The following is a 25959-nucleotide window of genomic DNA, read 5'->3' on the forward strand; positions in this document are numbered from 1 at the left end:
GGCCATCAAGGGATGGCGCTGCCCCGACCCACTCCTCCGCCCGGCCACCCACGGGATCATTCTGAACGGGTGGCCGGTTGGGGGAGTGGGCCGGGGTAGCAACCGAAAAGCCGAAGAGGAGCGACAGTGATGAACTTCGAACATTCGCAGAAGGTGCAGGACCTGCAGGCCCGGCTGCTGGACTTCATGGCAACGCAGGTGGAGCCGAACGAGGCGCGCTACGCTGACGAGGTCGCGGAAGGGGAGCGCTGGAAGGTCATTCCGGTGATGGAGGAACTGAAGCAGGCCGCGCAGCAGGCGGGCCTGTGGAACCTGTTCCTGCCTGAATCCGGCCATGGCGCGGGCCTGACCAACCTGGAGTATGCGCCGCTCTGCGAGATCATGGGCCGCATCCACTGGGCACCGGAAGTCTTCAACTGCGCCGCCCCCGACACCGGCAACATGGAGACGCTGGAGCGTTATGGCACGGAGGCGCAGCAGCGCCGCTGGATGGACCCGCTGCTGGCGGGCGAGATCCGCTCCTGCTTCGCCATGACGGAGCCTGCGGTCGCATCCTCTGACGCCACCAACATCGAATGCCGGATCGAACGGCAGGGCGAGAAATACCTCATCAACGGGCGCAAGTGGTGGTCGACCGGCGCGCTGCATCCGAAGTGCGAGCTGTTCATCGTCATGGGCAAGACCGACCCGGACAACCCGCAGCGCCACCGCCAGCAGTCGATGATCCTGGTGCCCCGCGACACCCCCGGCATCCGTATCGTCCGCTGGCTGCCGACCTTCGGCTATGACGACGCGCCGCACGGCCATGCGGAGGTCGCCTTCGACAATGTCGAGGTACCGGCGGAGAACATCCTGCTGGGCGAGGGCCGGGGCTTCGAGATCGCGCAGGGGCGGCTTGGCCCGGGCCGCATCCACCACGCCATGCGCGCCATCGGTCAGGCCGAGGTGGCACTGGAAAGCATGTGTCGCCGGGTGAAGCAGCGCACTGCCTTCGGCAAGCCTCTGGCGGAGCAGACCGTGACCCTGGAACGGATCGCGGAGGCCCGCATCGCCATCGATCAGGCCCGCCTGCTGGTGCTGAAGGCCGCCGACCGCATGGACAAGGTGGGCAACAAGGAAGCGGCGGCGGAGATCGCCATGATCAAGGTCGCGGCCCCCAACATGCTGCAACGCGTGATCGACTTCTCCATCCAGGCCCACGGCGGTGCCGGCATGACCGACGATTTCGGCCACGGCTTCGCCGCCGCCAACGCCCGCGCCATGCGCATCTTCGACGGCCCCGACGAGGTCCACCGCAACCAGATCGGCCGCATCGAGTTGAAGAAGTATGCGTGAAGGGTGAACTAGTCCCTGATCAGGGCGTCATAGTCGCGTCCACCACAGGCAACCGTCACAACCTCTACCGCGTCATCCGTGATGCGGTAGAGGATGACTGCGGTACGCTCGGACGAAATCATCCTGATCCCTAGAGAAAGATCGTCTCGCCCCTCACCCCATCTCCGCCACAGCCGCCGCCAGGGCGAGCTGCTTCTTGGCCTGTTCGACGTGCAGGTTCTCGATCATGCGGCCGTCGACTGTGACGACGCCCTTGCCTTCGCGCTGGGCTTCCTCGAAGCCGGCGACGATGCGGGCGGCCATTTCGAGCTGGGCTTCGGTGGGGGAGAAGACCTCATTGCAGGGGACAACCTGGCTGGGGTGGATCAGGGTCTTGCCGTCGAAGCCCATTTCCAGACCCTGCTGGCAGATGTCACGGAACCCGTCCTCGTCCTTGATGTCGTTGTAGACGCCGTCGAGGATCTGGATGCCGTAGGCGCGGGCGGCGAGCATGCAGATGCCCAGCGCGGTGACCATGGGCAGGCGCATCGGGGTGTGGTGCGCGCCGGTGTCCTTGGCGATGTCGTTGGTGCCCATGACCCAGACGGCGACACGGTCGGAGGCCGCGCCGATGGACTGGGCGTTGAGGATGCCGATGGGGGTTTCCATCATGCACCAGAGCGCCATGCTGGCCGGGGCACCGGCCTTGTCCATGGCGGCGACCAGACCCTGCACGGTCTCGGCGTCATTGATCTTCGGCACCAGGATGGCGTCGGCACCGGATTTCGCGATGGCCGCCATGTCGTCGGCGCCCCAGGGAGTGTCGAGGCCGTTGATGCGGACGATCATCTCCCGCTTGCCATAGCCGCCGGCGGCCAGCGCATCGACGATCTGCTGCCGTGCCGTCGCCTTGGCGTCCGGCGACACCGCATCCTCCAGATCCAGGATGATGGCATCGGCGGCGATGGTCTTGGCCTTCTCCATCGCGCGGGTGTTGGACCCCGGCATGTAAAGGACACTGCGGCGGGGGCGGACGGATGCGGCCATGTGGTATCTCTCCCTCTTGCCTGCTCGATTGGCAATTCAGTAACTGTCGCGGGACACTATAATTTCCCCCGGGGCCTGCGCAACGAAAGGTGGAGACATGGCGGTACTTTCCCTGTCCAGCCAGGTGGCGATGGGCCATGTGGGCAACTCGGCGACCGCCTTCGCGCTGCGCCGACTGGGGCATGTGGTCTGGGACGTGCCGACCACCGTGCTCAGCTTTCACCCCGGTCACGGCCGCCCGGAGGGCAAGGCGCTGGAGTGCGGATCGGTTTCCGCGATCATCCGCGCCGTCATCACCCGCGCCCGACCGGACCTGGTGTTCTCCGGCTATCTCGGCGATCCCACCAACGGCGAGATGCTGGCCCGGCATCTGGACCGCCTGCGGAACGACGGGGACTGCCGCTATGTGCTGGACCCGGTGATCGGTGACACCCACACGGGCCGCTATGTCTCGCGGGAAGTGGCGTCGACGATCCGGGACTCGCTGATGCCCCGCGCCGACATCGTGCTGCCGAACAGCTTCGAGCTTGGCGTGCTGGCGGGCATGCCGACCACGACGGAGACGGAGGTGACGGAGGCTGCGCGGCACCTGCTCTCCCTTGGTCCCGATGCGGTCGTCTGCACCTCGTCCCCCGGTGCGGCGGACCAGGTGCATGTCCTGATCGTGCAGCGGGACTCGCGCTACCGCATCTCCATGCCCGCGATCCCCGACGCACCGCACGGCACCGGCGACCTGTTCGCAGGCCTGTTCATGGCCCGGATGCTGGATGGCATGCCCCTGCAGAACGCCGCCGCGCTGGCCGCCGCCGCCGTGCACGCGGTGATCGGCTGGTCCCGCGCGCTGGGAGACAGCGATCTGGCGCTGGTCGCCGCACAGTCATCCCTGCTGGATCCGCCGCTGGAGGCGGAAATCACGGTACTGCAGGCAGAACCGGAGGCCGCGGCATGAATATCGGCGAAGCAGCGCGGGCGTCGGGCCTGCCCACCAAGACCGTGCGCTATTACGCGGAGATCGGGCTGGTCACCCCGTCGGGGCGGCGCAGCAACGGCTATCGCGACTATGGCCAGCAGGAGGTGCAGCAACTGCGCTTCGTGCAGCGCACCCGCAGCTTCGGCTTCAGCATCGACGCCTGCCGCGAGCTGCTGGCGCTCTATGCCGACCGGAATCGCGCCAGCGCGGACGTGAAGGCCATCGCCCTGGATCATCTGGCCGAGATCGAGCGCAAGATGACGGAACTGCAGTCCCTGCACGACGAACTGACCAATCTGGCCAGCAACTGCCACGGCGACCATCGGCCCGACTGCCCGATCCTGGAGGGGCTGGCGGTCAAGGGGTAGGTAGGCCGGAAGGCATCGGATAGTGTCTTCAGGGGGAGGAACCGGAAAATGACCAAGCGACCTGAACTGATCGTCGATCCGGCCTTTGTCGAGGCCGGCCTTGATGCGGGCACGATCCGGGTGATCGACTGCACCGTCACCTTCGAGACGAAGCCGGTTGGAGCCTCCACGATCCACAGCGGGCGGGAGGGCTGGCTGGCGGGGCACATTCCGGGCGCAGCCTTCCTGCACATGGTAGACGACCTCTCCGACCCGGAGGGGGCCTACCCCTTCACCATCGCGCCGCAGGCGCAGATCGACCGGGTGCTGTCGGAGATCGGGATCAGCCCTGACGACACGGTGGTGCTCTACGGTTCCGGCACGGCGGTGGCGGTGACCCGCGCCTGGTGGGTGCTGACCGTCTCCGGCCTCCGCGATGTGCGGATCATGGATGGCGGCTGGCAGCGCTGGGTCGCGGAAGGGCGGGCCGTCGCCACGGGGGAGGAACAGTTCACCCCCTCCACGTTCCGGGGCACGCGCACCCAGGCTGCCATCGCCGACCGGGAAACGATACGGCAGGCCATTGCCGACGGTGACACCCAGATCGTCAATGCGCTGTCGCTGGATCAGTTTCGGGGGACGGGCGGCACCCACTATGGCCGCCCCGGTCGGATCCCGAACAGCCTCAGCGTTCCGGCCACCGATCTGCTGCACCCGCTGACAGGCGATTTCGCGACGCCGGAACAGATGGCGCAACAGCTCGCAGCGGTCGATCCCTCGAAGCCGGTGATCACCTATTGCGGTGGCGGCATCGCGGCGGCGGCAACGCTGTTTGCCCTGCATGTCGCGGGGCACGACAATCTGCAGCTCTATGACAATTCGCTGCTGGAGTGGTCGGCACTCCCGGACCTGCCCATGGAAAGCGACAGAACCTGAGGGTGCAGCCGTGACCCCTTCCAACATCCCGGCTTCGGTACGCCGCGCGCTGCTGATCGCCCTGCTCTGGCTGTTGCTTCCCCTGGCGGCGCAGGCTGACGGGGCCCGGACCGAACTGGTGATGTTCGAACTGGGTACCTGCATCTATTGCGCTGTCTGGAACGATGCCGTCGGGCGCGGCTATGCCGAGACGACCCTGGGCCAGCGTGCGCCGTTGCGCCGGGTGGACCTGCGCCACCGGCGGCCCGACGACCTGCGGCATGTCACCGGGGTGCGCATGACACCGACCTTCGTGCTGCTGCACGGCGAGCAGGAGGTCGGGCGCATCCTCGGCTATGTCGACGGCCCGAATTTCTGGCGGCAGTTGCAGGCCCTGATGTGGCAGGTGCCGGGGCGCCTGGAGGACACATCCCTCAACGTGCCCGCCCGCGCCACGGAATGAACGCCGGCACGGCCGCGCGATAACGCCGATAGGCATCGCCATACAGGCTGATCAGCCGCCGCTCCTCGAACCACGTCCCGATCACCAGATACAGGCTGGCCCACAGGCAGGTGGCCAGCCCGAAGGGATCCGTGGCACCGCCGATCAGCAGCAGGAAAGCACCGCTGTAGAGCGGGTGCCGGACATAGCGGTGCAGCCCGTCCGTATGCAGCGGCTCCGGCACCGCACCTTCAGGGACCAGCGCCGTTCCGGCAAAGCGCCGAAGGTCGTAATGGCGCAGTGCCAGCAGGATGAGACCCGCGCCGGCCACCAGTGCCGCGCCCATGCCCGCCTGGATCAGCGGCGGCAGAACGAACGGTTCCGCCTCCGCCCCACCCAGCAGGTATCGTCCCGCCGCCACAGTGGCCACGAAGTGAAACACCGCGATCAGGTTGTAGGCCAGACGCTCCAGCCGCCCGAACAGGGCGCGGGTCAGCCGCTTGGCGGTCTCCGACGCCAGCACCGAATGGGCCGCGCCGAAGAGAAGCCAGAGCACCGCATAGATCAGCTGCTCGGAAAGTGTCATCGCCCGGCGCCCGTCCCCGCACGCTGCCCCGGACCGGACACATGGATCTGCCGGTCAGCGGCGGCATTCATGGCCTTCAGGGGCGTACGCCGATGGTTCATGGTGCAAGCCTGTTCGGGTTGTGAAACGGGCGGCGATTGTCACACCGGTTGGCTGTCAATGTCGACAGCGCCAGCGAATACCGTCATAAGTCGCACCAGAATGACAGGCGCGAACAGCGCTCTTCTGCACGGAATTGCCGAGGACCTCCACGAATGACTGCACCGACCTATCGCCGGCTTGAAGGATTTGTCTCGACCGACATGGACGGCGAAACCGTGCTGATGAGTATCGAGCATGGGTCCTATTTCGGCATCGGCGGAACAGGCTCGCTGATCTGGGAACGGCTGGAGCAACCGCAGACCGAGTATGCGCTCGTCGAGGCCGTTCGCGTCGCCTATGACGTGAGCGAAGAGGATTGTCGCCGCGATGTCGCCGCCTTCCTGGCGACACTGATCGAGAACGGACTGGCGGAAGCGAAGTAGGCCCATGTCGAGGTTGCTGGCGCGCAAATTCCGTTCGATGCGTGACCAGTCGGGCTTCACCCTGTTCTGGCTCTTTCCGACCTGGCTGCTGCTGGGACTCTATCGGGCACTGATCCTGACCCTGCCGCTGAAACGCATGGCGCCTTTCTATGGGGAGGATCTGGGGGTCGAGAACTGGATACCCCTGGCGAACCCGGACCAGATCAGACGCGCCCGCGATATTCGCAGCACCATCAGCATTGCCGCGAAATACTGCCCCTGGACCGCCAACTGCTATCCGAAAGCGCTTGCGGCACGTACTCTCCTGCGCCTCTATCGCATACCGCATGCGATCTACTTCGGCCTCGCGCCGTCGGAGGGACCGCAGGGCATGGACGCGCATGCCTGGGTGATGGCCGGGCCGGTTCCGGTGAGTGGTGGCACCGGCTTCGGGCGTTATCGTGTGGTGCGCATGTTCGTCGGGCGGATGCCGGCAGGGGACATCCACCAATGATTCACCTGCAACGGCTGCTGCGATTGCTGCAGCGCGCACCACGGGGACAGGTCATCGTGCTGGCGCTTCTGCTGCTGGCGGGAAGTCTCACGGAAGGCATTGGTTTCATACTGCTGGTGCCGCTGCTTTCGTCCCTGACCGGGGGAGAGGCAGAAAATGCCATCGTCCGGCACCTGCTGGATCTGCTCGCGGCATTCGGGATTCCCCCGACACCTGTCGGTTTCCTCTCTGTCTTCGTCGCGCTCATCGCCGTGCGCAGTGCGCTTCAGTTCGCCAAGGACCGCGCAGGGCTGATGTTGCAGCACCAGGTCGTCGATCACCTGCGGGAGGTCTGTATCAGCCGCTTGCTCCGGGCCGACTGGCGCTGGATCACCGAACAGACACGCACCGACCACATGACCCTGGTGCTGGGGGAAGTGAATCGGGTCGGAAACGGACTCAGCGCCGGCCTGACCTTGCTCACCACCCTTGCCACGGCCCTTGCCTACTTCGCCGCCGCCTTCGTCTTCTCCCCCGCGATGGCCGGACTGGTGCTGTTCGCGGCGGCCATCGGCTATGTCGCGATGCGACGCATCCGGGCGAGCGCGTTGCGGCTTGGATCGCAGCAGGTCGATGCGAACCGCGATCTGATGGCCAATGTCCAGCAGTCCTTCGGCGGCCTGAAGCTGACCAAGATCCTGGGCAGCGAGTCACGACACATCGATCTTCTGGTCCGGACGGTGGCCCGCGTCCGGCGCAACCAGCTCCGGTTCGGGATCGAGACCAGCCTGATGCGGAACCTGCAGCAGGTGATAGGGGCAGCCCTGCTTGCGCTCTATGTTCTTGTCGGCCTGACCTGGCTGGAACTGCCGCTGGCCGAGTTGCTGGCCCTGACATTCCTGTTTGCCCGCCTGATGCCCCTGCTGCTCTCCGCGCAGCAGTTCCTGCACCGCTGGCTGAACGCCGAGCCGGCGCTGGAGGCCATCGACCGTTTCGTTGCCGAGAGTGGCGAGCATGCGGAAGCGGTTGCCGATGACGCCCATGGAGAATGGCCTGTCGTCAACGCTATCGACCTGAAGGATGTGTCCCTGACCTACGCCCGGCGGGACCGTCCGGCCCTGCATGAAATCAACCTCAGACTGGCCGCGCGAACCACCACCGCGATCACCGGCCCTTCCGGCGCGGGGAAGAGTACTCTCGCGGACATACTGATGGGCCTGATCGTCCCCGACGAAGGCACCATGACGATCGATGATGTACCTCTGGACGGCACCAGTCGGGTGAATTGGCGGCGAAATGTTGCCTACGTGCCACAGGATACGTTCCTGTTTCACGACACGATCCGGGCAAACCTGCTGTTCGGAAATCCCGCGGCAACCGAATCGGAACTGCTGGCGGCACTTGCCCAGGCCGCGGCGGATTTCGTCATGAAATTGCATGACGGCCTGGACACCGTGGTCGGCGACAATGGTGTCAGGCTCTCAGGCGGTGAACGCCAGCGCATCGCGCTCGCACGCGCCTTGCTGCGGTGCCCCAGCCTGCTGATCCTGGACGAGGCAACGAGTGCGCTGGATGCGGAGAACGAGGCTGCGATCAGTGAAGCGCTGGAAACGCTGCACGGGCAGATGACAGTTCTGCTGATCGGGCACCGCACAGAAACCTTGCGGAATGCAGATCAGGTCATCGAATTGAGAGAAGGAAGAATCGCCAGCCCGTAGCGCGCGGCAGTCAGGCCGGGCCGCACGGAAACCAGACGCTTCAGGCTCTGGCAAAGCTTCTCAGGAACGGGACTTCACCGGCACCGAAAACGAGGGAAAGGCCATTGCAGCACTGCAATAGCCTGACCCGATCAATGCGTCAGAACCGAACAGGAAGCCGGGCGTCAGCTCGACGTGGTGGCACCGTCGTTGGAGGGGGCGATATCGTTCGCGGTGTCACCCGTGTCCAGAACCCGCAGTACTGGAGCCTCGTAGACCATCTTCTTCATGTGGTCTTCGCCAACGACGCCATCGGTTGAGATTTCATGCTTTGTCATCAGGTGTTTCCACTACGGTAAATCTGGATTCGAACTCTTGCAACGGGCCACGGAACACCAGCCAGTCGGAAAAACTGAAGCGGTCCTGTTCCTATGCTTATCACCGGCAGCCCCGAATGTGTCAAGCCCCCTCTGCAGCAACCCTTCGCTCGGATTCGAGCCTCTTCTGATCGGCTTCCCCACCCAGGAGCGGCTTTGCCGGAAGACCGGGAACATCCACTTACCCTGTATCGAATGGTGCCGCTGGCAGACCGCATACCATCATTCAGCGCTTCACGGCGCCGGGTCCTGTATGGTCTTGCCTTCTTCAACCGCTGGCCGGGACAGCGCTCTCCCGACTTCCCCCAGGCATTCGGGAGTGCTTGACCACGGTGCCGGGCCTTGGTTGAAGGTAGTCACGACTCCGGACTTCAATTCAGGCATGTTGCCGAGTCCCAACGCGAGATCAGGAAACCGGCATGACCGAACGGGTAGCATCACTGGAGGAACTGGCCCTCCGACTGATGTGTCGACCGGAATCGATCCCGAAGCATGTCATTGAGGCGATGTCGGGCGAGGATCTGTCACAGGTTCTCGAATGGGCGATGGAACATCGGTTCGCCCCTTGCCTGCACTACAACATGGGCAAGGCCGGACTGCTGCCGCGCCTGCCGGCGGAGATGAGGGATCGCCTCGCCATTGCCTATCAGCGGGCAACCCTTCGCGGTCTTTCAATGCAACGGGACATGATCCGGACAAGCCGGATCCTGGAGCAGGCAGGTATCGCGCACCTGTTCATGAAGGGAGCCTATGTGGCGCAGTTCGCCTATCCGGAACTCGGCCTGCGTCCGCTGCGCGACATCGATGTTCTGGTTCCGCATGCACAGGCGATTGCAGGGTTCGAGGCCCTGCAGGCGAACGGTCTGGGGCGAAAGCCGGGGCACCCCGGCGATCCTGCCGCGCACCTGGAGGACAGGAAGCATCTTCCGCCCCTGAGAATTCCGGGAGGCGCGACTGTGGAGGTGCACACCAGAACCATCTCGCCAAGCCAGTTGCTGAGGACCGACTCTGCGCACGGCAACCACGAGACAATGGCCTCGCGCCAGATACGACGCGATGTGGCCGGTTGCTCGATCCCGTTCGAAGGAACGGAGGACCTGTTGCTGCATCTCGCGGTCCACGCCGCCATCGATCACCAGTTCAACAACGGGCCTCTGATCGTGAGCGATATCGGCTGGCTGCTCGAAACCCACGCGATCAGCTGGCCCCGCCTCTGGCAGCTCGCGAGTGCCCAGGGAGCAACGCGTGGCCTGGCACTGGTACTGCGGCTGGTTGAGCGGGAGTGGCCAGATGCCAGCATCGAGTGGGACGCTGAGACCGCAAGCATCCTGGCACCTCAGGACCCGATCATCACCGTTGCTGCGCGCAGCCTGCTGCGGAGCTTCGAAGCGCGCGGCGACGTTGCCCTGCAGGCGGAGCTGGCCGGACAATTGTCCACTGCCGCGCGGCTCCGCATCCTTCTCCGACGGGCCTTTCCGCGCCGTGCCGACCTCGCGACCGAGGTGCCGGTATCAGCAGCCTCGCCCTGGATAATCTTCTGGTATCCGCTGAAATGGTGGCGGCTGCGGCTGCGGCTCGCCGATTTCATGCGCAGCCGTCGCGACCGGCGTGCACGACAGGACGCCGCCCGACTGGGCACACTCACCAGCTGGCTTCGAGGCTGAAGCGACGACCGGTCGATCGAATGTCCCGGGGGGACTGTACCGGCAGGGCCTGACAGGCTAGGACAGCTACCGGGCGCAGGCGACAACGGCAGTCAGGCATCTGACACGACCGGCCCACAGGGAACCAGAGCCGACGTCCGGCACCGAGCCGTGACGGTGCAGCACAGGAATGCAGTGGATGAGCCATGCATCATGACTACCGGGCCTACGGGCTGACCATTTCTTCGGAATTCCCGCTGCCGGAACTCCAGTCCGCAGCCGTCGGTGACGGCAATGCGGATGTCCATGTCTCCCATGCCCCGATACCGGACAGCGAGTTGAACAGCGGCAGGCAGATCTCGCCTTTCGTCTGGGTGAACGACGACTGTTTCTGGCTGATGGTTCCCGGCATCGCACGCTACTCGGTCCGGCTGGGGCGGGAGATCCGGATCGCGCCCGAGCCCGGTATCGACGAGGCCTCGGTGCGCGTCTTCCTGCTGGGCTCGGCGCTCGGCGCCCTGCTCTTCCAGCGCGGATATCTGCTGCTGCATGGCAATGCGATAGAGGTAGATGGCAAGTGCCTTGTCTGTGTCGGTCCTTCCGGTTCGGGCAAATCGACCCTTGCCACGGCGCTGATGCAACGTGGCCACCGGATCCTGGCGGATGACGTCGTACCGATCGATGCCAATTGTGCAGCCGTGCCGGGATTCCCCCGCCTGAAGATCTGGCAGGACACGACGCAGAAACTTGGCATTGATGTCACGGGAAAGGTCCGTGTGCGACCGGACCTGAACAAGTTCAGTCTTCCGATCACAGAGAGGTTCCAGGACACCCCTCTGCCAGTGCGCTGGATCTACATGCTCGGGAGTTCGAACAGAAGCGGGATCGAGATCGAGCCGATCACCGGAATGAACCGCTTCCGGCCCCTGCGGGACAACACGTACCGGCGCCGGTTCATGGAAGGCATGGCCCTGCGGCCGGAACATCTGCAACGCTGTGGAGAACTGGCCGGCAAGGTGCACATGGCAAAGATCATCCGGCCCAAGGCCGGTTTCGATATCGAGAGCCTGATGGACCATCTGCTTGCAGACGCCCGGGAACACGGCTGAGATGAGCGGGATTTTCTGGCTGGCATCCTATCCCAAGTCAGGAAACACCTGGCTGCGGACGTTCCTGATGAACTACAGGAGGGACGAAGGACAGCCGTGCGACATCAACGAACTGAATACCGGCATGATCGCTTCGAGCCGCATATGGGTCGATGATGTCTGCGGCTTCGATACGGCGGATCTGAGGCAGGATGAGATCGAGAACCTTCGGCCGGAGGTCTATCGCTGGACCAGCACCGAGGCCGAGACAGGCTTCCACAAGATTCATGATGCCTATCGCATCACGGTGTCCGGTCGCCCGCTTGTCGATGATGTGGCAACCCGCGGGGCGATCTACGTTATCCGCAACCCACTGGATGTCGCCCCCTCCTACGCCAATCACCGTGGTTGCAGCATCGACGATGCGATCAGCCATATGGCCAACCCTGACTATGCGCTGGCCCGGTCCGACCGGGCGCTGTCGGATCAGTTGCTGCAGTTCATGGGGACCTGGTCGCACCATGTGACCAGCTGGGTCGATGCACCGGACCTGAATCTCCTGACCCTGCGTTACGAGGACATGCATGCAGACCCCGTCGGGACCTTTGGCAAGGTCGTGAGGTTTCTGGATATGGAGCAGGATGAGGAGCGGCTTGGGCGGGCCATCGCCTTCAGCCAGTTCGAGGTTGTGGCGGCCCAGGAGGCCCAGTCAGGGTTTCGCGAACGTCCCGCGCGTGCCGAGCGGTTCTTCCGCAAGGGACAGGCCGGTGACTGGCGCACGAGCCTGAACGAAGGCCAGGTGTCACGCATCATCAGGGATCATGGCACGGTGATGCAGCGGTTCGGCTATCTCGATCAAACGGGAAAGCCGGTCTGAACACATTGCGGATCAGATATCGTTGCGTCCGTTGATGAACCGGACAAAGCGGGCGGTGGTCAGGCCCCGGCTGAGGGCAAGGTTGAGAGTCCTGTCGTCAGCTTCACTGATGTCGCGATCATCGGCCGGCATGTTTCGCACGGCTTCCTGGAGCCGGTCGAAATCCAGGTACCTGGAGACCAGTGGATCCGTGGAAAGCCACTCCAGCTCCGAGAGGATGGCGTCCCGCCGAGGACGCACCCGGCTTGCCCAGTCAGCGGCCTGACGGCCCTTCCGCCGTTCGTCGAGCACCATCGCGGGCACCTTGCCCCGCAGCATCCGACGGGCGAGCCAGCGGCTGCGACCCAGGTTCAGGTACTGCTCCGTGGGGATGGCGAAACAGTACTCCAGCAGCGCGCGGTAGCGTGTCGGATCACGACTGGGAATACCGTGCAGCCGATCAAGCGCATAGGACATGTCCCCGGTTTCGTTTGCCGCATTTCCCGAAGACCTCGTGCGGAAATCAAGTACCGAAGTCACGGGAGAAAAATCCGGATCGAACCCAAGCTGCCGCGCACGGCTTTCGACAGCCATGTCCCTCGCGAACTCTGCATTGAGCGGTGACCAGGTATCGAACGGCGATTCCTCCAGCTTGCCGAACCGGCGCCGAATTCGCCGCTGCAGGCCTGCCGGCAGGAATGGCAGGACCGATTCCCGTGCAACGCGCAGCGGCAGCTTGCCGACCGGGCCGCCGTGCCAGAGTTCCCTGGCCAGACGCACCAGCCGCGCCTGCCGGAGCAGGTCCTGCAGCATGCCGCGGCCATGATAGCTGAAGGTGAGGTTGCCCATGTTGCCGGTCAGGTGAACATCGGCACCGGCTTCCCTGGCCGCCGCCCGCACGTCGTGCACCCAGTGCAGGTTCGCGCCGTTGCGCGGCGCGGTCATTGCCGTTTCGAACAGCTCGCGCTGAAAATGGGAAAGGTCGCGGTCCCCGGAGGTGATCCAGGCCGGACGAAGTTCGGGGTACATCGCTGCCAGCGCCTCGACATGCGGGCGTTCGTTCACCATGGCGTCCGGGTTCGGCGGAACCCAACCTGGCTCTGGCACCGATGTGAATGACAACAGGGGCTGCCCCGGTCGCCCGAGCATCGTGTATGCCGCGACAGCCTGAGAATCCAGTCCCCCCGAGAGACTGACAGCCGGGCGCTCGAAACCCTCCAGCGCTGCTTCCGTCGCCTCCCGAAAGAGGGCATCGGCGGCTTCGACATAGTCACTGTCGCGTTTCAGGCGAACCGGCGGAATGTCCTCGATCCGAAAGAAGCAGGTCTCGGTGACGCCGTCCGGCGTGAACCACGCCCGGGTGCCGCGGGGCAACCTTGTCACCCCCCTGAACCAGGCCCGCCGTTCCTCCCTGTAGTTCAGATAGAGCGTGTCGGCGATCTTCTGCTCGTCCAGTTCCCGCGCGATCTCGCCGGTACTGAAGATTGCCTGCACGGCGGTTGTCGCGATCAGCCGATCCCTGTCCCGCCTGAAATAGAGGGCGGGCGACTTGATCGGACTGCGGGCGATCCGTACACGCTTGCCATGCGCCTCGACCAGGATGGTCGCGTATTCGCCGGTCAGACGCTGATCCACATCCTCCCCCCAGCGGGCATAGCCGGCGGCATAGATCGCGTCATCGCCGGGCGCCTCCACACCAAGTTCCGCGCGGCAACGGGCCCGGTTCTCGATGAAGCCGTAGAGCAGCACCACCGAACCATCGGGCGTCCTGGCCGGTTCCCGACCCGGCCCGGCGTAGCCGTCACAGACCAGTGCACCATTGTGCACCGTCGCACGCGGCAGAACCTCACCGACCCTGAAAGCGGGCGCGAACGCGGCGGCGCGGGATTGCACCGCATCCGGGTCGTGCCACAGCGCATAAAGGCCGATCATCAATGTCTCCGTCGCTACCTTTCGCCGGGACGGCAGCATCACGTCCCGCGGCCGACCGGGAACGCCAGAGACGCTCCCGGACGGCTCAGGCTCTTATGGCGCTTGCGGGTATGCTTCTCAAGCCCGGCGCACGCGCCAGGATCGCGGACTACTTCGCAAACAGCTTGCCGATATCGGCGAAAGCCTTCATCTCGACGGCGTTGCCGCTGGGATCCTTGAAGAACATGGTTGCCTGCTCGCCCGGTTCGCCCCTGAAGCGAATGTAGGGATCGATGACGAAGTCGACGCCCGCGCCCTGCAGCTTCTCCGCCACGGCCTTCCACTGGTCCATCGGCAGGACAACGCCGAAGTGCCGCACCGGCACGCCGTGCCCGTCAACGGCATTGGTCGCCGCTTCCCCGGTCTCGTCCGGCGCCAGATGCGCCACGATCTGGTGGCCGTAGAAGTTGAAGTCGATCCAGTCATCGGAACTGCGCCCCTCCGGACAGCCGAGCAGGTCACCGTAGAAGCTGCGGGCTGCCGCCAGGTCATGAACCGGGAAGGCGAGATGGAACGGGCTGAGGGGCGCTTCGGTCACGGACGGTCTCCATCTTTGCGGCGGTCCGGCAGGCTACAGCATGCGGGCGGTTCAGCGGAAGCCGTACTGCGTGATACCTACCTGGCGCAGAACATCTGGTAGACGATTCCGACAACCGCACGGGCCTCGTCACTGGACAGCGAATAATAGACCATCTTGCCGTCGCGCCGGGCCTTGACGAGACCTTCCGACCGCAGCCGGGCAAGTTGCTGGGAGACACCGGCCTGGCGCTGTTTCAGCAGCTTCTCCAACTCGCCGACGGACTTCTCGCCTTCGGCGAGTGTGCACAGAATCACCAGGCGGCTCTCGTGCCCGATGGCCTTCAGGAAGGCAGCGGCCCGGCGGGCATTCTCCATCAGAGCATCCGTGTCATCTTCCTGCTTCAGCAGGCTGACAATCGACATTGACAATCCCTTCAGCCTTGTGGCGGCAGTCTCTGCATCAACTGGTCCAGCAGTCCCCAGAAGAAATCCTCGCCCGGGTAGCCGCGAATGCGTCCGACCTCCTGCCCGTTGTGTATCAGCACGAAGGTAGGGGTGAATCGCGATCCTTCAATATGAGCCAAGTCATCGGGCATGGGATCGTGAATGTCCACGCGGCGGATCGGCGCGCGTTTGCCCTCTGCTGTCAGGGGGTAGATGGGCCCGATCTCACTGAACCAGGCCGCGCACCATTCGCAGTTCTGCTGCTCGAACATCACGAGCGCAGTCCGTGGTTCACCCGCGTGGGACAGGGGGGCGACCAGCAGACCGGCAAACAACACAATTGACGCAAGCAGTGCTTTCATGCGCCATACATAGGATAACTGGAATATTTGGGCAAATGGTGTGATGGAATTCGATATCACGATCAGCGGCGCGCTGCTGGCAGGGCTGCTTTCCTTCCTCTCACCCTGCGTTCTGCCGCTGGTACCACCATACCTCTGCTATCTTGCTGGAATAAGCTTCGAACAGCTCAGCAGCGGCACCGACACGGTCGACCGCCGCCAGATCATCGCCAAGGCAATCCTCTTCGTGCTCGGCTTTTCCACCGTGTTCGTCGCCCTGGGTGCGACAGCCAGCACCATCGGCAGCGCCGTATCCGAATATTTCGGCATTCTTGCGATCGTGGCTGGCGTCGTGCTGATCCTCATGGGGGCGCACTTCATGGGAATCTTCCGCATCGGCCTGTTGTTCCGGGAAGTCCGCTACCATGCCGGCGGCACCAGGGCAGGTTGGCTGGGCGCCTATTTCGTAGGCCTGGCGTTCGCCTTCGGGTGGACGCCCTGCGTCGGTCCGGTGCTGGCCGGAATCCTGTTCATGGCCGGGGCCGAGGACTCGATGTCACGCGGCGCGCTTCTGCTCGCCGCCTATGCGGCAGGTATCGGCATCCCCTTCCTGCTGGCGGCGATATTCTCCTCCGCGTTCCTCGGCTTCATGGCCCGGTTCCGAAAGAACCTCGGACTGGTGGAGAAGATGATGGGCGGTCTGCTGATCGTCACCGGATTCCTGATCATGACCGGATCGATGAACGAGCTTGGTTTCTGGATGCAGGAAATGTTTCCCGCACTCGGGGGCGCAGGCTGATCCGACGGTTACGGATTGCACATTCAAATATTGCAATATTTATTTTGATTTCATTCCGCCGTTCGCGTATTCCTGAAGACATAAGCAACAAGAAGCGGAGTGACCGATCCATACGGTTACCCGGGATCAGGGAGGGACAAGTGAAAGCATCCGTCTATGTCATTTCGGCGCTTGCAGCCGGCGCGTTCACGGTTTCGGCCGTGGCCGGTGAGGTCACGGCGCCATCGCAGGTGATGGTGAACGATGAGTTCGCGGTCGAGAAATCACTGACCGGCACACCCGGCGATGTTGCCGCGGGCCGTGACTGGTTTGCCAACCGCAAGCTGGGCAACTGCCTGGCCTGTCACCAGAACGCGGATCAGGCCTCGGAACCGTTTCACGGTGAAGTCGGCCCCACCCTGGATGGTGCCGGCGACCGCTGGGAACCGGCCCAGCTGCGCGCGATCATCTCCAACCCGAAGAAGATTTTCGGTGACCAGACGATCATGCCTGCCTTCTACAGCGACAGGACCGGCACCCGTACGGCCAAGAAGTTCGCGGGCACGACGATCCTGACTGCACAGCAGGTCGAGGACATCATCGCCTATGTCTCGACCCTCAAGGAATAGCCACAGCCCGAAGGAGGTTTCAGCCATGAAACTCAATCGCAGAGAAGCGCTGGCATTGGGCGCAGGTGCCCTGTTTGTCACCCTCACGCCCTTCAGGGGCGGCGCGCTCGCCAACACCACTGATGAGGAAATCAAGGCCTTCACCGGCGGTGCGACAGTCATGGAAGACGATGTCGTTTCACTGACGGCACCGGAGATCGCGGAGAACGGCAATACCGTGCCGATCGGCGTCAGCATCGACAGCCCGATGACTGCCGACAACTACGTCAAGCGGGTACGCATTCTGGCTGACGGCAATCCGCGTCCCGCCGTTGCCACCATGCACTTCAGCCCGTTGAGCGGCTCCGCCGAGGCCAACACCCGCATGCGCCTGGCAAAGACACAGAACATCATCGCAATCGCCGAGCTGTCCGACGGGACCTATCACATGGCCAAGGCTGCCGTGAAGGTCACCATCGGCGGCTGCGGCGGCTGATCAGGGGAGAACCAGGAAATGGCAAAGTCAAAACCCCGCGTGAAGGTTCCGAAGACCGCCACGGTGGGCGAGGTCATCACCATCAAGACCCTGATCTCGCACAAGATGGAATCCGGCCTGCGCAAGGGCAAGGACGGCAACCTGATCCCGCGGCAGATCATCAACAAGTTCACCGCCGAGTTCGAGGGCCAGCAGATCTTCGCTGTCGATATCGATCCGGCGATCTCCGCCAATCCGTTCCTGGAGTTCACCATGAAAGTGCCGGGTCCGGGGGAGTTCACCTTCACCTGGGTGGATGATGACGGCTCCGTCTACACCACGAAGTCCAAGCTCAAGATCGGCTGAAGACCGGTCCGGACTGTTCAGGGAGGAAACAACATGAAGAAGATCCTGACCGCAGGCGCGGTGATTCTGATGGCGACGCTGGCGATGCCGGCGCACGCCGAACTGGATACCGACAAGCTGAAAGGCGTGAAGCCCACGGCCGAAAACCATCCGCTCGAGAAGATCATCTCCGGCTATGAGTTCCGCAACAAGGAAACCCAGATGCTGCAGGACGATGATTTCGACAATCCGGCATACATCTGGGTCGATGCGGGTGAGGAACTCTGGTCGACCGCCGATGGCGCGGCGGGCAAGTCGTGTGCGGACTGCCATGGCGATGCGACCACGAGCATGAAGGGCGTCAAGGCTTCCTACCCGAAGTGGAACGAGGCCAAGGGCAAGCCGATGACGCTGCAGCAGCAGGTCAATGACTGCCGCACCGAGCGGATGCAGGCCGATGAATGGGGCTGGGAGTCGGACGAGATGCTTGGCATGGCCGCCTATGTTGCCAGCCAGTCCCGCGGCATGCCGGTTGCGGTGAAGACCGACGGTCAGATGACCCCCTGGTTCGAGAAGGGCAAGGACATCTATTACACCCGTGTCGGTCAGCTCGACATGTCCTGCGCCAACTGTCACGAGGACAATTACGGCAAGAACATCCGCGCCGACATGCTCAGCCAGGGCCAGATCAACGGCTTTCCGACCTATCGCCTGAAATGGCAGAAGCTCGGCTCCGTGCATCGCCGCTTCAAGGGCTGCATGAAGAACATCCGTGCCAAGCCCTTTGATGTCGGATCGGACGAGTTCGTGGCGCTGGAGCTCTATGTGGCGTGGCGCGGTCAGAACCTGCCGGTCGAGTCACCCGCGGTCCGTCAGTAGCCTTCTTCCCCGCGGTCGGCACAAAGCTGCGCCGACCACCTCTTGAGGGCTCCGGATCGAATGCGATTCGGAGCCCTTCCTGTCTCAGCCCTCTCGACATCCAGGTATTGCCATGATCTCACGTCGCGAATTCATCCAGATGGGCATCGCCGCCGGCACCCTGATCGGCGCGGGTTCAAGCTGGACACGCCTTGCCGCACAGCAGGCGCTGACCCAGGACGACCTGCTGCAGTTCGATCCGCTGGGCAACGTCACGCTGCTGCACATCACCGACTGCCACGCCCAGCTGATGCCCGTCTATTTCCGTGAGCCGACGGTCAACATCGGGGTCGGAGATTTCGCCGGACTGCCGCCGCACGTCACCGGCAAGGCCTTTCTGCAGAAGTACGGCATCGATCCGGGTACATCCGGTGCCTACGCGCTGACCGACCAGGATTTCTCCGCGCTTGCCCGCACCTATGGCCGTGTCGGCGGCATGGACCGGCTGGCTACCCTGATCAAGGCGATCCGCGCCGAGCGGCCCGGGAAGACCCTGTTCTTCGACGGCGGCGATACCTGGCAGGGCTCGCTGACCAGCTACCGCACCCGGGGCGAGGACATGGTGCGCGTCATGAATGCGCTGGGCACCGATGCGATGACCGCGCACTGGGAATTCACCTACGGCACAGACCGGGTCGAGGAACTGGTGTCCCAGCTCGACTTCGGTTTCATCGCCGGCAATGTGGTGGATACGGAGTGGGAGGAACCCGTCTTCGAGGCCACCACCACGTTCGAGCGCGGCGGCGCGAAGATCGCCGTCATTGGCCAGGCTTTCCCCTACACGCCGGTCGCCAACCCCCGCTACATGATCCCGGACTGGTCCTTCGGCATTCGCGAAGCGCTGGTGCAGGAACGTGTCGATGCGGCCCGCGCCGACGGTGCCGATCTGGTCGTGCTGCTGTCGCACAACGGCTTCGACGTTGATCGCAAACTGGCCAGCCGGGTCAATGGCATCGACATCGTGCTCACCGGCCATACCCATGACGCCCTGCCCGCAGCCGTGAAGGTGAACCGGACACTGCTGATCGCCAGCGGCAGTCACGGCAAGTTCCTTTCCCGCCTCGACCTCGACGTCCGGGACGGGGAAATGAAGGGCTATCGCTACAAGCTGATCCCCGTCTTCTCCGACGTCATCACGCCGGATCCCGAGATGACGGACCTGATCACGGAGATCCGCGCGCCCTACAAGGCGGAACTGGAAACCGTTCTCGGCCAGACCGGTTCCACCCTCTATCGGCGCGGCAACCTGAACGGCACCTTCGACGACGTGATCTGTGATGCGCTGATGGAGCAGCGGGATGCGGAGATCGCGCTCTCGCCGGGATTCCGCTGGGGCGCGTCGCTGCTGCCCGGCCAGGACATCACGGTCGAGGACGTGCACAACATGACCTCGATCACCTATCCGGCGACCTACCGCACACCGATGAGCGGTGAGTTGCTGAAGACGATCCTGGAAGACGTGGCCGACAACCTGTTCAACCCCGACCCCTACTATCAGCAGGGTGGCGACATGGTTCGCGTCGGTGGCATGGGCTTCACCATCGACCCGGCGCAGGAGATCGGCAGCCGCATCGGTGACATGACCCTGTTGCGGACCGGCGCGCCGATCGATCCGAAGCGTGAATATGCGGTCGCGGGCTGGGCCAGCGTCAATGAGGGCACGGAGGGACCACCGATCTGGGACATCGTGGGCGCCCACATCCAGGCTCATGGCACGGTCACTGCGGAGCCCCACGACAATGTGCGCCTGGTGGGCGGTTGATACTCGACATATTCAATAATACGAATATGATAAATCACGAGAATACGGGAAGTCACGAGGTCTGATGATGAGCCAGAATGACAGCAAATCCGTCGCGGTCCCGTCCCGACGCAGGTTCCTGACCGGAGCGGCTGCGCTGGGTGCAGGCGCGGTCGTCGGCGGCACCGCCGCCCGGGCATCAAATCCGGAGAATCTGCCACCCAATATCCCGGACTGGTCGCGCTATCTGGGGGACGGTGTCGATGCACGCCCCTATGGCATGCCGTCCGAGTACGAGGCGCATGTGGTGCGCCGCAGTGTGCCCTGGCTGACCGCCGATCCCGTCAGCTCCGTTAACTTCACGCCGCTGCATGAACTTGACGGCATCATCACGCCCAACGGCCTGGCGTTCGAACGGCACCATGGCGGCATCGCCGAGATCGACCCGGCGGATCACCGCCTGATCATCCACGGGCTGGTGGAAAAGGACCTGATCTTCACCGTCGACGAGATCAAGCGCTTCCCGCGCACCAACCGGGTCTACTTCCTGGAGTGCGCCGCCAATTCCGGCATGGAGTGGCGCGGCGCACAGCTGAACGGCTGCCAGTTCACCCACGGCATGATCCACAACGTCATGTACACCGGCGTCATGCTGAAGGATGTGCTGGCACACTGCGGCCTGAAGCCGAATGCGAAGTGGCTGCTGCCGGAGGGGGCGGATGCCTCTGCCATGACCCGCTCCATCCCCATGGAAAAGGCGCTGGACGACTGCATGATCGCCTGGAAGATGAATGGTGAGGCGCTGCGCCCCGAACAGGGCTATCCGATGCGTCTGGTCGTGCCGGGTTGGGAAGGCAATATGTGGATCAAGTGGCTGCGCCGGATCGAGGTCGGCGACATGCCCTGGCACCACCGGGAAGAGACCTCCAAGTACACGGACCTGCTGGCCAACGGCAAGGCGCGGCGCTTCACCTGGCAGATGGACTGCAAGTCGGTCATCACCAACCCCAGCCCGCAGGCCCCGCTGACCGCGAAGGGCCGCAATGTCATCACCGGCCTCGCCTGGTCGGGGCGCGGCACCATCCAGCGGGTGGACGTCTCCATGGATGGCGGCGCCAACTGGCAGACCGCGCGCCTGGACGGTCCAAGCTTCGACAAGTCGGCACACCGCTTCTACGTCGACTTCGACTGGGACGGGCGCGAGTTGCTGCTGCAGAGCCGCGCCATCGATTCCACCGGCTACGTGCAGCCCACCAAGAACCAGCTTCGGGCCGTGCGCGGCGAGAATTCGATCTACCACAACAATGGTATCCAGACCTGGCTGGTGCGCTCCAACGGGGAGGCAGAGAATGTCGAAGTTTCTTCTTAGGTCGGTGCTGACCGCAGGCCTGCTTGCCGCTTCTCCGGCGGTCGTACTGGCCGACGACCTCGGACGCCCGGCCACCGCAGAGGAAATTGCGGCCTGGGACATCGACGTGCGCCCCGACGGCATGGGCCTGCCCCCCGGACAGGGATCGGTGGAGGATGGGGAGACCATCTTTTCCGAACGCTGTGCGGCCTGCCATGGCGATTTCGCGGAGGGGGTGGATCGCTGGCCGGTGCTCTCAGGCGGGTTCGAGACCCTGCGCTCGGATCGCCCGGTGAAGACCATCGGCTCCTACTGGCCCTATCTGTCGACCGTCTGGGACTATGTGAACCGGGCCATGCCCTTCGGTGACGCGCAGTCCATGACGCCGGACGAGGTCTATGCCGTCACCGCGTTCCTGCTCTATGCCAACGACCTGGTGGACGACGAATTCGTGCTGTCGCAGGAGAACTTCACCGACGTGCGCCTGCCGAACGAGAACGGTTTCATCGAGGACTCGCGTCCCGACACGCCGTCGCTGGCCGACGGCGCGCCCTGCATGTCGAACTGCAAGACCGACGTGACCGTGACCATGCGCGCCCGCGTGCTCGACGTGACGCCCGACCATGAAGAGGATTGACCGCCGTGTCCTGACCGGCGCCGCGGCAGCACTGCTGCTCGGCTGGACCGCCCAGGCGGCGGAACCGGTCACCGTCGCGCAGAAGATCGGCCCCCTCACCGCGCTGGCCGACTGGGTCGAAGCGGACGAGGCAACGGCGGATGCCCCGGTCATCCTGCTGCTGCATGGCACCCTGGCCGACAAGGACCAGGAACTGATCGACACGCTGCAGGAACTGCTGGCGGAGCGCGGAATCTCCAGCCTCGCCCCCAGCCTGACCCTCGGCATCGATCGCCGCGAAGGTCCCTATGACTGCACCGTCCCCTTCCGCCATACCCACGAGGAAGCGGTGGATGAACTGGCCGCCTGGGCCCGGTGGCTCAGGGCAGAGGGGCATCAGCACATCATGGTCGCCGGTCACAGCCGGGGCGGCAACCAGGTCGCCCTGTTCGCCCGCGCCCACCCTGACATGGTCGGGAAACTGATCCCCATCGCCCCCGCCGTCGGCCATGACGACGCCGAACGCGACCGGCGCTATCGCGCACGCTATCGCGCCGACCGCGCCGCTGTCCTGGCTCTCGCTGACCGGGACGCAGACCTGATCGATGTGCCCGGTATCGTCTATTGCCGCGACACGAAGGCCACTCCGGCGGCAATCCGCTCCTACCTCGGTGGCAGTTTTGCCGACCACGACACCCCGTCCATCGTCGCTACCCTGCCGATGCCCGTCATGGTCATTGCCGGGTCGGTCGACACCACGGTCCCCGAAGTCCCGGAACGCATGACCGCCATCACCGACGGCGACCGGGTCCGCTTCGAACTGATCGAGGACGCCGACCACTTCTTCCTCGACTTCTATGCCGAGGACACCGCCGACCTGATCGCCGAGTTCATCGCGGAATAGCCCCTCACTCGAACTCCATCGCCTCGAACACCCGGCCCGCGTTGCGGGTGGCGAGCTGGTCGTAGGTGTGGAGGTGGGCGTAGGGGGACTGGTCGACGTAGTAGCTGTCCTCCAGCCCCTTGCCGGCGTCAATGACCTCACCGATCTTGCCGCGCAGGTAGACCAGATAGTCGTGGGTGTAGCGGCGCACCTGGGCGTAGTTGGTGGGATGACCGTGGCCGGGGATGACGTAGGTCGCGCCCAGCGCCTCGAACAGGGGCCAGGTCTCGACCCAGCCGGCCGTGTCAGTGTGGTCGAAGATCGGCAACAGGCGCTCGTGGAAGGCCATGTCGCCCGCGATCACCAGTTTCTGCTTCGGCAGCCAGACCTGGGTGTCGCCCGGTGAATGGGCCGGGCCAAGATACAGCACCTCGATGGTGAAATCCCCCATCTCGATGACCTTCCGGTCACTGAAGGTCTCGTCGGGGCCGCGCAGGCACGTGCCTTCAGCCCGTTCCTTCAGGCGGGTGCGGGCGCCTTCGATGATCTGCGCGCCAAATTCCTCGAACTCCGCCGCCGCGTCCTCATGCGCCAGGATCGGGACGCCCTGCTCCGACCAGTAGCAGTTGCCGAGCATGGCGTGGCCCTGACCGTTCTCGTCGATCACCAGTTTCACGGGCTGGTCGGTGATCCGGCGGATCTCGTCATGCAGGGCCTTCGCCAGCAGGTAGCTGCCACTGCCGTTCACGACGACGACACCGTCACCGGTCACGATGAAGGAGAGGTTGTTGTTGTGACCCGCGTTCTCGTATGTCGGCGGTGCTGTCGCCCCGATGGCCGACCAGACATGCGGAATGACCTCCACCGGCGGGCTGTAGAGCAGCGACTGGGGGTACTGGTCGGGAATATTCTCGTTCGCCAGTGCGGTGCCACCCAGCAGCGCCAGTCCGGCCGCCATTGCCAATAGTCTCATTCAGACCTCCTGATCTCCCCTGCCCAGCAGACTGCCGGTCATCAGATAGCGGATGCCAAGCACGGCACCCGCGAATATCGAGGCGAGCGCGAGCGGTGCGCTGACAGCCAGTGTCGACATGCCGGAAACGCCCTGTCCGACGGTGCAGCCCATCGCAGCCACACCCCCGAAGCCCATCAGGAACGCGCCGAGCAGGTGGCGCCGCATCTCTCTGGCGTCGTCATAGACCTCAAAGTGGAATCCCATGCGCGTGGCGGTCGTGATGACGGCCCCGAAGATGGTTCCGAGCGTCACGCCGATGCCGAAGTTGATCTCCGCGCCGGTGAAGGTCAGCAGGTACTGGATCGTCTCCCCCGGCGGCAGCACATAGGTCAGGGACTCGACGCGCTGCGGGTCGAAATCATCGTTTCCGAGGATGCCTGTCGCCGCGAAGCCGCCCGCAACCGCCAGGCCGACAGCCACGCCCGACAGGATGCTGTAGCCGGAGCCACGGAATGCCGCGTCCCTGAAACACCAGAACAGGACGACCGCAGCCAGGACCAGGGCGATAACGATTCCGGCACTGCCGGGCGCCGTGCCTGTTGCCGCCCCCAGCAGATGACCCAGCCCCTGCCCGCCGCTGGCTTCCATGTCCAGGCGCAGCGGCTCCAGCGCGTAGACACGCCCGAGCGCCGTCAGCCCGCGCGCGGCCATGTAGGCCGACAGGCCCAGGGTCAGGAACATCAGCACCGCCCGCATGTCGCCGCTGCCCAGCCGCACCAGAATGCCGAAGCCGCAGGTACCGACCATCGCCATGCCCCAGCCGAACAGCAGGCCACCCGCGATGGCACCGCCCCAGCCAAGCGAGGGCGCGAGATAGAAGCTGTCACCGATACGGGCCATGTCGGCGGCGAACAGTGCCTGCACCACGACCATCGCCACGACGATGGACAGCGCCCAGGTGCGCAGCCGCGTGTTGCTGCCGGTGACCCACCAGTCCTCGATGGCGCGATAGGTGCAGAAGTCGGCCCCGCGTGCGGCAAGTCCGGCAATGGTTCCGAGACCAAAGCCGCACAGTGCCATCAGGATATGGGGTTCGATCTCCATCGCACCTTTCACGCCTACCAGTTCTCGGGGTCCGTGCCGGCCTCACGCAGTTGCGCGAAGCGGTCACGCAGATAGCGCTGGAAGTCCTGTTCGGCGTAATGGCCTTCGGCGATGTATTCGAACATCGACAGGAATGGCAGCGGACGGAAATAGCCCGGCATGCGCGCGATCTCCGCTTCCCGCCCGTTCATCCCGGCGACTGCGGCAGGATCGGCCGGGAAGAAGACGATCGTCGGCGTGAAATTGACCCGCCAGCGCCGCGCCAGCTCCCGCTCCTCCATCTCCTCACCGTCGAAATCCGTGACGGCACGACTGCCCCGCAGGTCCAGTTGCAGGATGTCGAAGTGCTGTCTCAGGTAGCTGGTGACCCGCGCATCCTCCAGGTTCACCTCGTGCATCTGCCTGCAGTAGGGACAGCCGCGCTGTTCGAAGATCACGGCCAGATGGCGCCCTTCACCGGCGGCAGTGACGAGGTCTTCGTTCAGGTCCAGAAAGCTGTCCAGGAACCAGTCCTGAAGGTGCAGGCCATTGTCACCGATTTCCACGGCTGCCGGAGCCGCAGACGAGAGCAGCGGCAGGGTGCCGAGCGCCAGGGCACCGGTCGTGAAACTGCGTCGGCTGATCATGATGATACC

30 protein-coding genes are annotated in these 25959 nt (G+C 64.3%); 20 read left to right on the plus strand and 10 right to left on the minus strand.

Annotated elements, in window-relative coordinates:
* Nucleotides 1-129 precede the first annotated feature (129 nt).
* Entirely contained in the window at nt 130-1335 is a 1206-nt protein-coding gene (locus QGV55_RS15900; protein ID WP_281019669.1) for an acyl-CoA dehydrogenase family protein, read from the plus strand.
* Between the two features lie 153 nt (nt 1336-1488).
* On the opposite strand, the gene QGV55_RS15905 is transcribed toward QGV55_RS15900, so the two are convergent.
* Nucleotides 1489-2361: a CoA ester lyase gene (locus QGV55_RS15905; RefSeq protein ID WP_281019668.1), complete on the minus strand. Its 873-nt coding sequence runs from the start codon at nt 2359-2361 to the stop codon at nt 1489-1491.
* 97 nt (nt 2362-2458) lie between these two features.
* On the opposite strand from QGV55_RS15905, the gene pdxY reads away from it, so the two are divergent.
* From pdxY to QGV55_RS15925, 4 genes are read left to right on the plus strand one after another with little or no spacing between them, the layout of a single operon-like run.
* Nucleotides 2459-3310 carry a pyridoxal kinase gene (gene pdxY / locus QGV55_RS15910; protein WP_281019667.1) on the plus strand — a complete coding sequence of 284 codons (852 nt, stop codon included), beginning with the start codon at nt 2459-2461 and terminating at the stop codon, nt 3308-3310.
* Nucleotides 3307-3699, plus strand: a complete 393-nt coding sequence (gene cueR, locus QGV55_RS15915) for a Cu(I)-responsive transcriptional regulator (protein WP_281019666.1) — start codon at nt 3307-3309, stop codon at nt 3697-3699. Before pdxY ends, cueR begins: the two co-directional genes overlap by 4 nt.
* A 48-nt stretch (nt 3700-3747) precedes the next feature.
* Entirely contained in the window at nt 3748-4614 is an 867-nt protein-coding gene (locus QGV55_RS15920) for a sulfurtransferase (RefSeq protein WP_281019665.1), read from the plus strand.
* Nucleotides 4615-4624: 10 nt separating this feature from the next.
* Nucleotides 4625-5056, plus strand: a complete 432-nt coding sequence (locus QGV55_RS15925) for a thioredoxin family protein (RefSeq protein ID WP_281019664.1) — start codon at nt 4625-4627, stop codon at nt 5054-5056.
* On the opposite strand, the gene QGV55_RS15930 is transcribed toward QGV55_RS15925, so the two are convergent.
* The gene (locus QGV55_RS15930; protein ID WP_281019663.1) at nt 5028-5621 is read right to left on the minus strand and encodes an isoprenylcysteine carboxylmethyltransferase family protein; all 594 of its coding nucleotides are present in this window, start codon (nt 5619-5621) and stop codon (nt 5028-5030) included. The two genes, QGV55_RS15925 and QGV55_RS15930, sit on opposite strands and share 29 nt — an antisense overlap.
* Nucleotides 5622-5875: 254 nt before the next feature.
* Here QGV55_RS15930 and QGV55_RS15935 point away from each other — a divergent pair, with 254 nt between their 5' ends.
* The 3 genes from QGV55_RS15935 to QGV55_RS15945 are packed head-to-tail and all read left to right on the plus strand — an operon-like array spanning nt 5876 to nt 8335.
* Nucleotides 5876-6145: a PqqD family peptide modification chaperone gene (locus QGV55_RS15935; RefSeq protein ID WP_281019662.1), complete on the plus strand. Its 270-nt coding sequence runs from the start codon at nt 5876-5878 to the stop codon at nt 6143-6145.
* Nucleotides 6146-6182: 37 nt separating this feature from the next.
* Nucleotides 6183-6638 (plus strand): lasso peptide biosynthesis B2 protein, encoded by a 456-nt coding sequence (locus tag QGV55_RS15940; protein ID WP_281019661.1) that lies wholly within the window; start codon nt 6183-6185, stop codon nt 6636-6638.
* The gene (locus QGV55_RS15945; RefSeq protein WP_281019660.1) at nt 6635-8335 is read left to right on the plus strand and encodes an ABC transporter ATP-binding protein; all 1701 of its coding nucleotides are present in this window, start codon (nt 6635-6637) and stop codon (nt 8333-8335) included. Before QGV55_RS15940 ends, QGV55_RS15945 begins: the two co-directional genes overlap by 4 nt.
* A 164-nt stretch (nt 8336-8499) precedes the next feature.
* On the opposite strand, the gene QGV55_RS15950 is transcribed toward QGV55_RS15945, so the two are convergent.
* Nucleotides 8500-8652: a hypothetical protein gene (locus QGV55_RS15950; RefSeq protein ID WP_281019659.1), complete on the minus strand. Its 153-nt coding sequence runs from the start codon at nt 8650-8652 to the stop codon at nt 8500-8502.
* 458 nt (nt 8653-9110) lie between these two features.
* Here QGV55_RS15950 and QGV55_RS15955 point away from each other — a divergent pair, with 458 nt between their 5' ends.
* The 3 genes from QGV55_RS15955 to QGV55_RS15965 all read left to right on the plus strand — a co-directional run bounded on the left by QGV55_RS15955 (nt 9111) and on the right by QGV55_RS15965 (nt 12299).
* Nucleotides 9111-10355, plus strand: coding sequence for a nucleotidyltransferase family protein (locus QGV55_RS15955; RefSeq protein WP_281019658.1), 1245 nt, complete (start codon nt 9111-9113; stop codon nt 10353-10355).
* A 185-nt stretch (nt 10356-10540) separates the two neighbouring features.
* Nucleotides 10541-11443, plus strand: coding sequence for a hypothetical protein (locus QGV55_RS15960; protein WP_281019657.1), 903 nt, complete (start codon nt 10541-10543; stop codon nt 11441-11443).
* Nucleotide 11444: 1 nt separating this feature from the next.
* Complete coding sequence (locus tag QGV55_RS15965; RefSeq protein WP_281019656.1) at nt 11445-12299, plus strand: sulfotransferase domain-containing protein; 855 nt, start codon at nt 11445-11447, stop codon at nt 12297-12299.
* Between the two features lie 12 nt (nt 12300-12311).
* On the opposite strand, the gene QGV55_RS15970 is transcribed toward QGV55_RS15965, so the two are convergent.
* The 4 genes from QGV55_RS15970 to QGV55_RS15985 all read right to left on the minus strand — a co-directional run bounded on the left by QGV55_RS15970 (nt 12312) and on the right by QGV55_RS15985 (nt 15574).
* Nucleotides 12312-14210: an asparagine synthetase B family protein gene (locus QGV55_RS15970; protein WP_281019655.1), complete on the minus strand. Its 1899-nt coding sequence runs from the start codon at nt 14208-14210 to the stop codon at nt 12312-12314.
* Between the two features lie 148 nt (nt 14211-14358).
* On the minus strand, nt 14359-14787 hold the full coding sequence (locus QGV55_RS15975) for a VOC family protein (RefSeq protein WP_281019654.1): 429 nt from the start codon (nt 14785-14787) through the stop codon (nt 14359-14361).
* Nucleotides 14788-14864: 77 nt separating this feature from the next.
* Entirely contained in the window at nt 14865-15191 is a 327-nt protein-coding gene (locus QGV55_RS15980) for a metalloregulator ArsR/SmtB family transcription factor (RefSeq protein WP_281019653.1), read from the minus strand.
* Nucleotides 15192-15202: 11 nt separating this feature from the next.
* The gene (locus QGV55_RS15985) at nt 15203-15574 is read right to left on the minus strand and encodes a hypothetical protein (protein WP_281019652.1); all 372 of its coding nucleotides are present in this window, start codon (nt 15572-15574) and stop codon (nt 15203-15205) included.
* A 43-nt stretch (nt 15575-15617) separates the two neighbouring features.
* On the opposite strand from QGV55_RS15985, the gene QGV55_RS15990 reads away from it, so the two are divergent.
* The 9 genes from QGV55_RS15990 (at nt 15618) to QGV55_RS16030 (ending at nt 23286) form a co-directional block, all read left to right on the plus strand.
* Complete coding sequence (locus tag QGV55_RS15990) at nt 15618-16352, plus strand: cytochrome c biogenesis protein CcdA (protein WP_281019651.1); 735 nt, start codon at nt 15618-15620, stop codon at nt 16350-16352.
* 140 nt (nt 16353-16492) lie between these two features.
* Complete coding sequence (gene soxX, locus QGV55_RS15995; protein ID WP_281019650.1) at nt 16493-16960, plus strand: sulfur oxidation c-type cytochrome SoxX; 468 nt, start codon at nt 16493-16495, stop codon at nt 16958-16960.
* 25 nt (nt 16961-16985) lie between these two features.
* On the plus strand, nt 16986-17435 hold the full coding sequence (soxY, locus tag QGV55_RS16000) for a thiosulfate oxidation carrier protein SoxY (protein WP_281019649.1): 450 nt from the start codon (nt 16986-16988) through the stop codon (nt 17433-17435).
* A gap of 18 nt (nt 17436-17453) precedes the next feature.
* Nucleotides 17454-17780 (plus strand): thiosulfate oxidation carrier complex protein SoxZ, encoded by a 327-nt coding sequence (gene soxZ, locus QGV55_RS16005; RefSeq protein WP_281019648.1) that lies wholly within the window; start codon nt 17454-17456, stop codon nt 17778-17780.
* Between the two features lie 33 nt (nt 17781-17813).
* Nucleotides 17814-18638, plus strand: a complete 825-nt coding sequence (gene soxA / locus QGV55_RS16010) for a sulfur oxidation c-type cytochrome SoxA (RefSeq protein WP_281019647.1) — start codon at nt 17814-17816, stop codon at nt 18636-18638.
* A 112-nt stretch (nt 18639-18750) separates the two neighbouring features.
* Nucleotides 18751-20439 (plus strand): thiosulfohydrolase SoxB, encoded by a 1689-nt coding sequence (gene soxB / locus QGV55_RS16015; RefSeq protein ID WP_281019646.1) that lies wholly within the window; start codon nt 18751-18753, stop codon nt 20437-20439.
* A gap of 67 nt (nt 20440-20506) precedes the next feature.
* Nucleotides 20507-21787 carry a sulfite dehydrogenase gene (gene soxC / locus QGV55_RS16020; protein WP_281019645.1) on the plus strand — a complete coding sequence of 427 codons (1281 nt, stop codon included), beginning with the start codon at nt 20507-20509 and terminating at the stop codon, nt 21785-21787.
* Nucleotides 21768-22403 carry a cytochrome c gene (locus QGV55_RS16025; protein WP_281019644.1) on the plus strand — a complete coding sequence of 212 codons (636 nt, stop codon included), beginning with the start codon at nt 21768-21770 and terminating at the stop codon, nt 22401-22403. Before soxC ends, QGV55_RS16025 begins: the two co-directional genes overlap by 20 nt.
* On the plus strand, nt 22390-23286 hold the full coding sequence (locus QGV55_RS16030; protein WP_281019643.1) for an alpha/beta hydrolase: 897 nt from the start codon (nt 22390-22392) through the stop codon (nt 23284-23286). The genes QGV55_RS16025 and QGV55_RS16030 overlap by 14 nt, the downstream gene beginning before the upstream one ends.
* Nucleotides 23287-23290: 4 nt before the next feature.
* Here QGV55_RS16030 and QGV55_RS16035 read toward each other — a convergent pair whose 3' ends face one another.
* Genes QGV55_RS16035 through QGV55_RS16045 form a run of 3 tightly spaced genes read right to left on the minus strand, consistent with a single transcriptional unit; the run spans nt 23291 to nt 25950 of the window.
* Nucleotides 23291-24238, minus strand: a complete 948-nt coding sequence (locus QGV55_RS16035; RefSeq protein WP_281019642.1) for an MBL fold metallo-hydrolase — start codon at nt 24236-24238, stop codon at nt 23291-23293.
* Entirely contained in the window at nt 24239-25324 is a 1086-nt protein-coding gene (locus tag QGV55_RS16040; RefSeq protein WP_281019641.1) for a YeeE/YedE family protein, read from the minus strand.
* Nucleotides 25325-25338: 14 nt separating this feature from the next.
* Complete coding sequence (locus QGV55_RS16045; RefSeq protein ID WP_281019640.1) at nt 25339-25950, minus strand: thioredoxin family protein; 612 nt, start codon at nt 25948-25950, stop codon at nt 25339-25341.
* Nucleotides 25951-25959 lie beyond the last annotated feature (9 nt).

This window comes from Minwuia sp. IMCC3009, from assembly GCF_029909415.1.
In the GTDB taxonomy this organism is placed as follows: Bacteria; Pseudomonadota; Alphaproteobacteria; order Minwuiales; family Minwuiaceae; genus Minwuia.

Excerpts from the sequence above, each read along its gene's own strand:
- QGV55_RS15980 (WP_281019653.1), bottom strand. The coding sequence starts at position 15,191 with ATGTCGATTGTCAGCCTGCTGAAGCAGGAAGATGACACGGATGCTCTG.
- QGV55_RS15950 (WP_281019659.1), bottom strand. The coding sequence starts at position 8,652 with ATGACAAAGCATGAAATCTCAACCGATGGCGTCGTTGGCGAAGACCAC.
- QGV55_RS16045 (WP_281019640.1), bottom strand. The coding sequence starts at position 25,950 with ATGATCAGCCGACGCAGTTTCACGACCGGTGCCCTGGCGCTCGGCACC.
- soxA (WP_281019647.1), top strand. The coding sequence starts at position 17,814 with ATGAAGAAGATCCTGACCGCAGGCGCGGTGATTCTGATGGCGACGCTG.
- QGV55_RS15955 (WP_281019658.1), top strand. The coding sequence starts at position 9,111 with ATGACCGAACGGGTAGCATCACTGGAGGAACTGGCCCTCCGACTGATG.
- QGV55_RS16035 (WP_281019642.1), bottom strand. The coding sequence starts at position 24,238 with ATGAGACTATTGGCAATGGCGGCCGGACTGGCGCTGCTGGGTGGCACC.
- QGV55_RS15960 (WP_281019657.1), top strand. The coding sequence starts at position 10,541 with ATGCATCATGACTACCGGGCCTACGGGCTGACCATTTCTTCGGAATTC.
- QGV55_RS15985 (WP_281019652.1), bottom strand. The coding sequence starts at position 15,574 with ATGAAAGCACTGCTTGCGTCAATTGTGTTGTTTGCCGGTCTGCTGGTC.
- QGV55_RS15940 (WP_281019661.1), top strand. The coding sequence starts at position 6,183 with ATGCGTGACCAGTCGGGCTTCACCCTGTTCTGGCTCTTTCCGACCTGG.
- QGV55_RS15970 (WP_281019655.1), bottom strand. The coding sequence starts at position 14,210 with ATGATCGGCCTTTATGCGCTGTGGCACGACCCGGATGCGGTGCAATCC.
- soxY (WP_281019649.1), top strand. The coding sequence starts at position 16,986 with ATGAAACTCAATCGCAGAGAAGCGCTGGCATTGGGCGCAGGTGCCCTG.
- QGV55_RS15900 (WP_281019669.1), top strand. The coding sequence starts at position 130 with ATGAACTTCGAACATTCGCAGAAGGTGCAGGACCTGCAGGCCCGGCTG.
- soxB (WP_281019646.1), top strand. The coding sequence starts at position 18,751 with ATGATCTCACGTCGCGAATTCATCCAGATGGGCATCGCCGCCGGCACC.
- QGV55_RS15945 (WP_281019660.1), top strand. The coding sequence starts at position 6,635 with ATGATTCACCTGCAACGGCTGCTGCGATTGCTGCAGCGCGCACCACGG.
- QGV55_RS15990 (WP_281019651.1), top strand. The coding sequence starts at position 15,618 with ATGGAATTCGATATCACGATCAGCGGCGCGCTGCTGGCAGGGCTGCTT.
- QGV55_RS15965 (WP_281019656.1), top strand. The coding sequence starts at position 11,445 with ATGAGCGGGATTTTCTGGCTGGCATCCTATCCCAAGTCAGGAAACACC.
- QGV55_RS15930 (WP_281019663.1), bottom strand. The coding sequence starts at position 5,621 with ATGACACTTTCCGAGCAGCTGATCTATGCGGTGCTCTGGCTTCTCTTC.
- soxZ (WP_281019648.1), top strand. The coding sequence starts at position 17,454 with ATGGCAAAGTCAAAACCCCGCGTGAAGGTTCCGAAGACCGCCACGGTG.
- QGV55_RS16030 (WP_281019643.1), top strand. The coding sequence starts at position 22,390 with ATGAAGAGGATTGACCGCCGTGTCCTGACCGGCGCCGCGGCAGCACTG.
- QGV55_RS15905 (WP_281019668.1), bottom strand. The coding sequence starts at position 2,361 with ATGGCCGCATCCGTCCGCCCCCGCCGCAGTGTCCTTTACATGCCGGGG.
- QGV55_RS16025 (WP_281019644.1), top strand. The coding sequence starts at position 21,768 with ATGTCGAAGTTTCTTCTTAGGTCGGTGCTGACCGCAGGCCTGCTTGCC.
- pdxY (WP_281019667.1), top strand. The coding sequence starts at position 2,459 with ATGGCGGTACTTTCCCTGTCCAGCCAGGTGGCGATGGGCCATGTGGGC.
- QGV55_RS15920 (WP_281019665.1), top strand. The coding sequence starts at position 3,748 with ATGACCAAGCGACCTGAACTGATCGTCGATCCGGCCTTTGTCGAGGCC.
- QGV55_RS15935 (WP_281019662.1), top strand. The coding sequence starts at position 5,876 with ATGACTGCACCGACCTATCGCCGGCTTGAAGGATTTGTCTCGACCGAC.
- soxC (WP_281019645.1), top strand. The coding sequence starts at position 20,507 with ATGAGCCAGAATGACAGCAAATCCGTCGCGGTCCCGTCCCGACGCAGG.
- cueR (WP_281019666.1), top strand. The coding sequence starts at position 3,307 with ATGAATATCGGCGAAGCAGCGCGGGCGTCGGGCCTGCCCACCAAGACC.
- QGV55_RS16040 (WP_281019641.1), bottom strand. The coding sequence starts at position 25,324 with ATGGAGATCGAACCCCATATCCTGATGGCACTGTGCGGCTTTGGTCTC.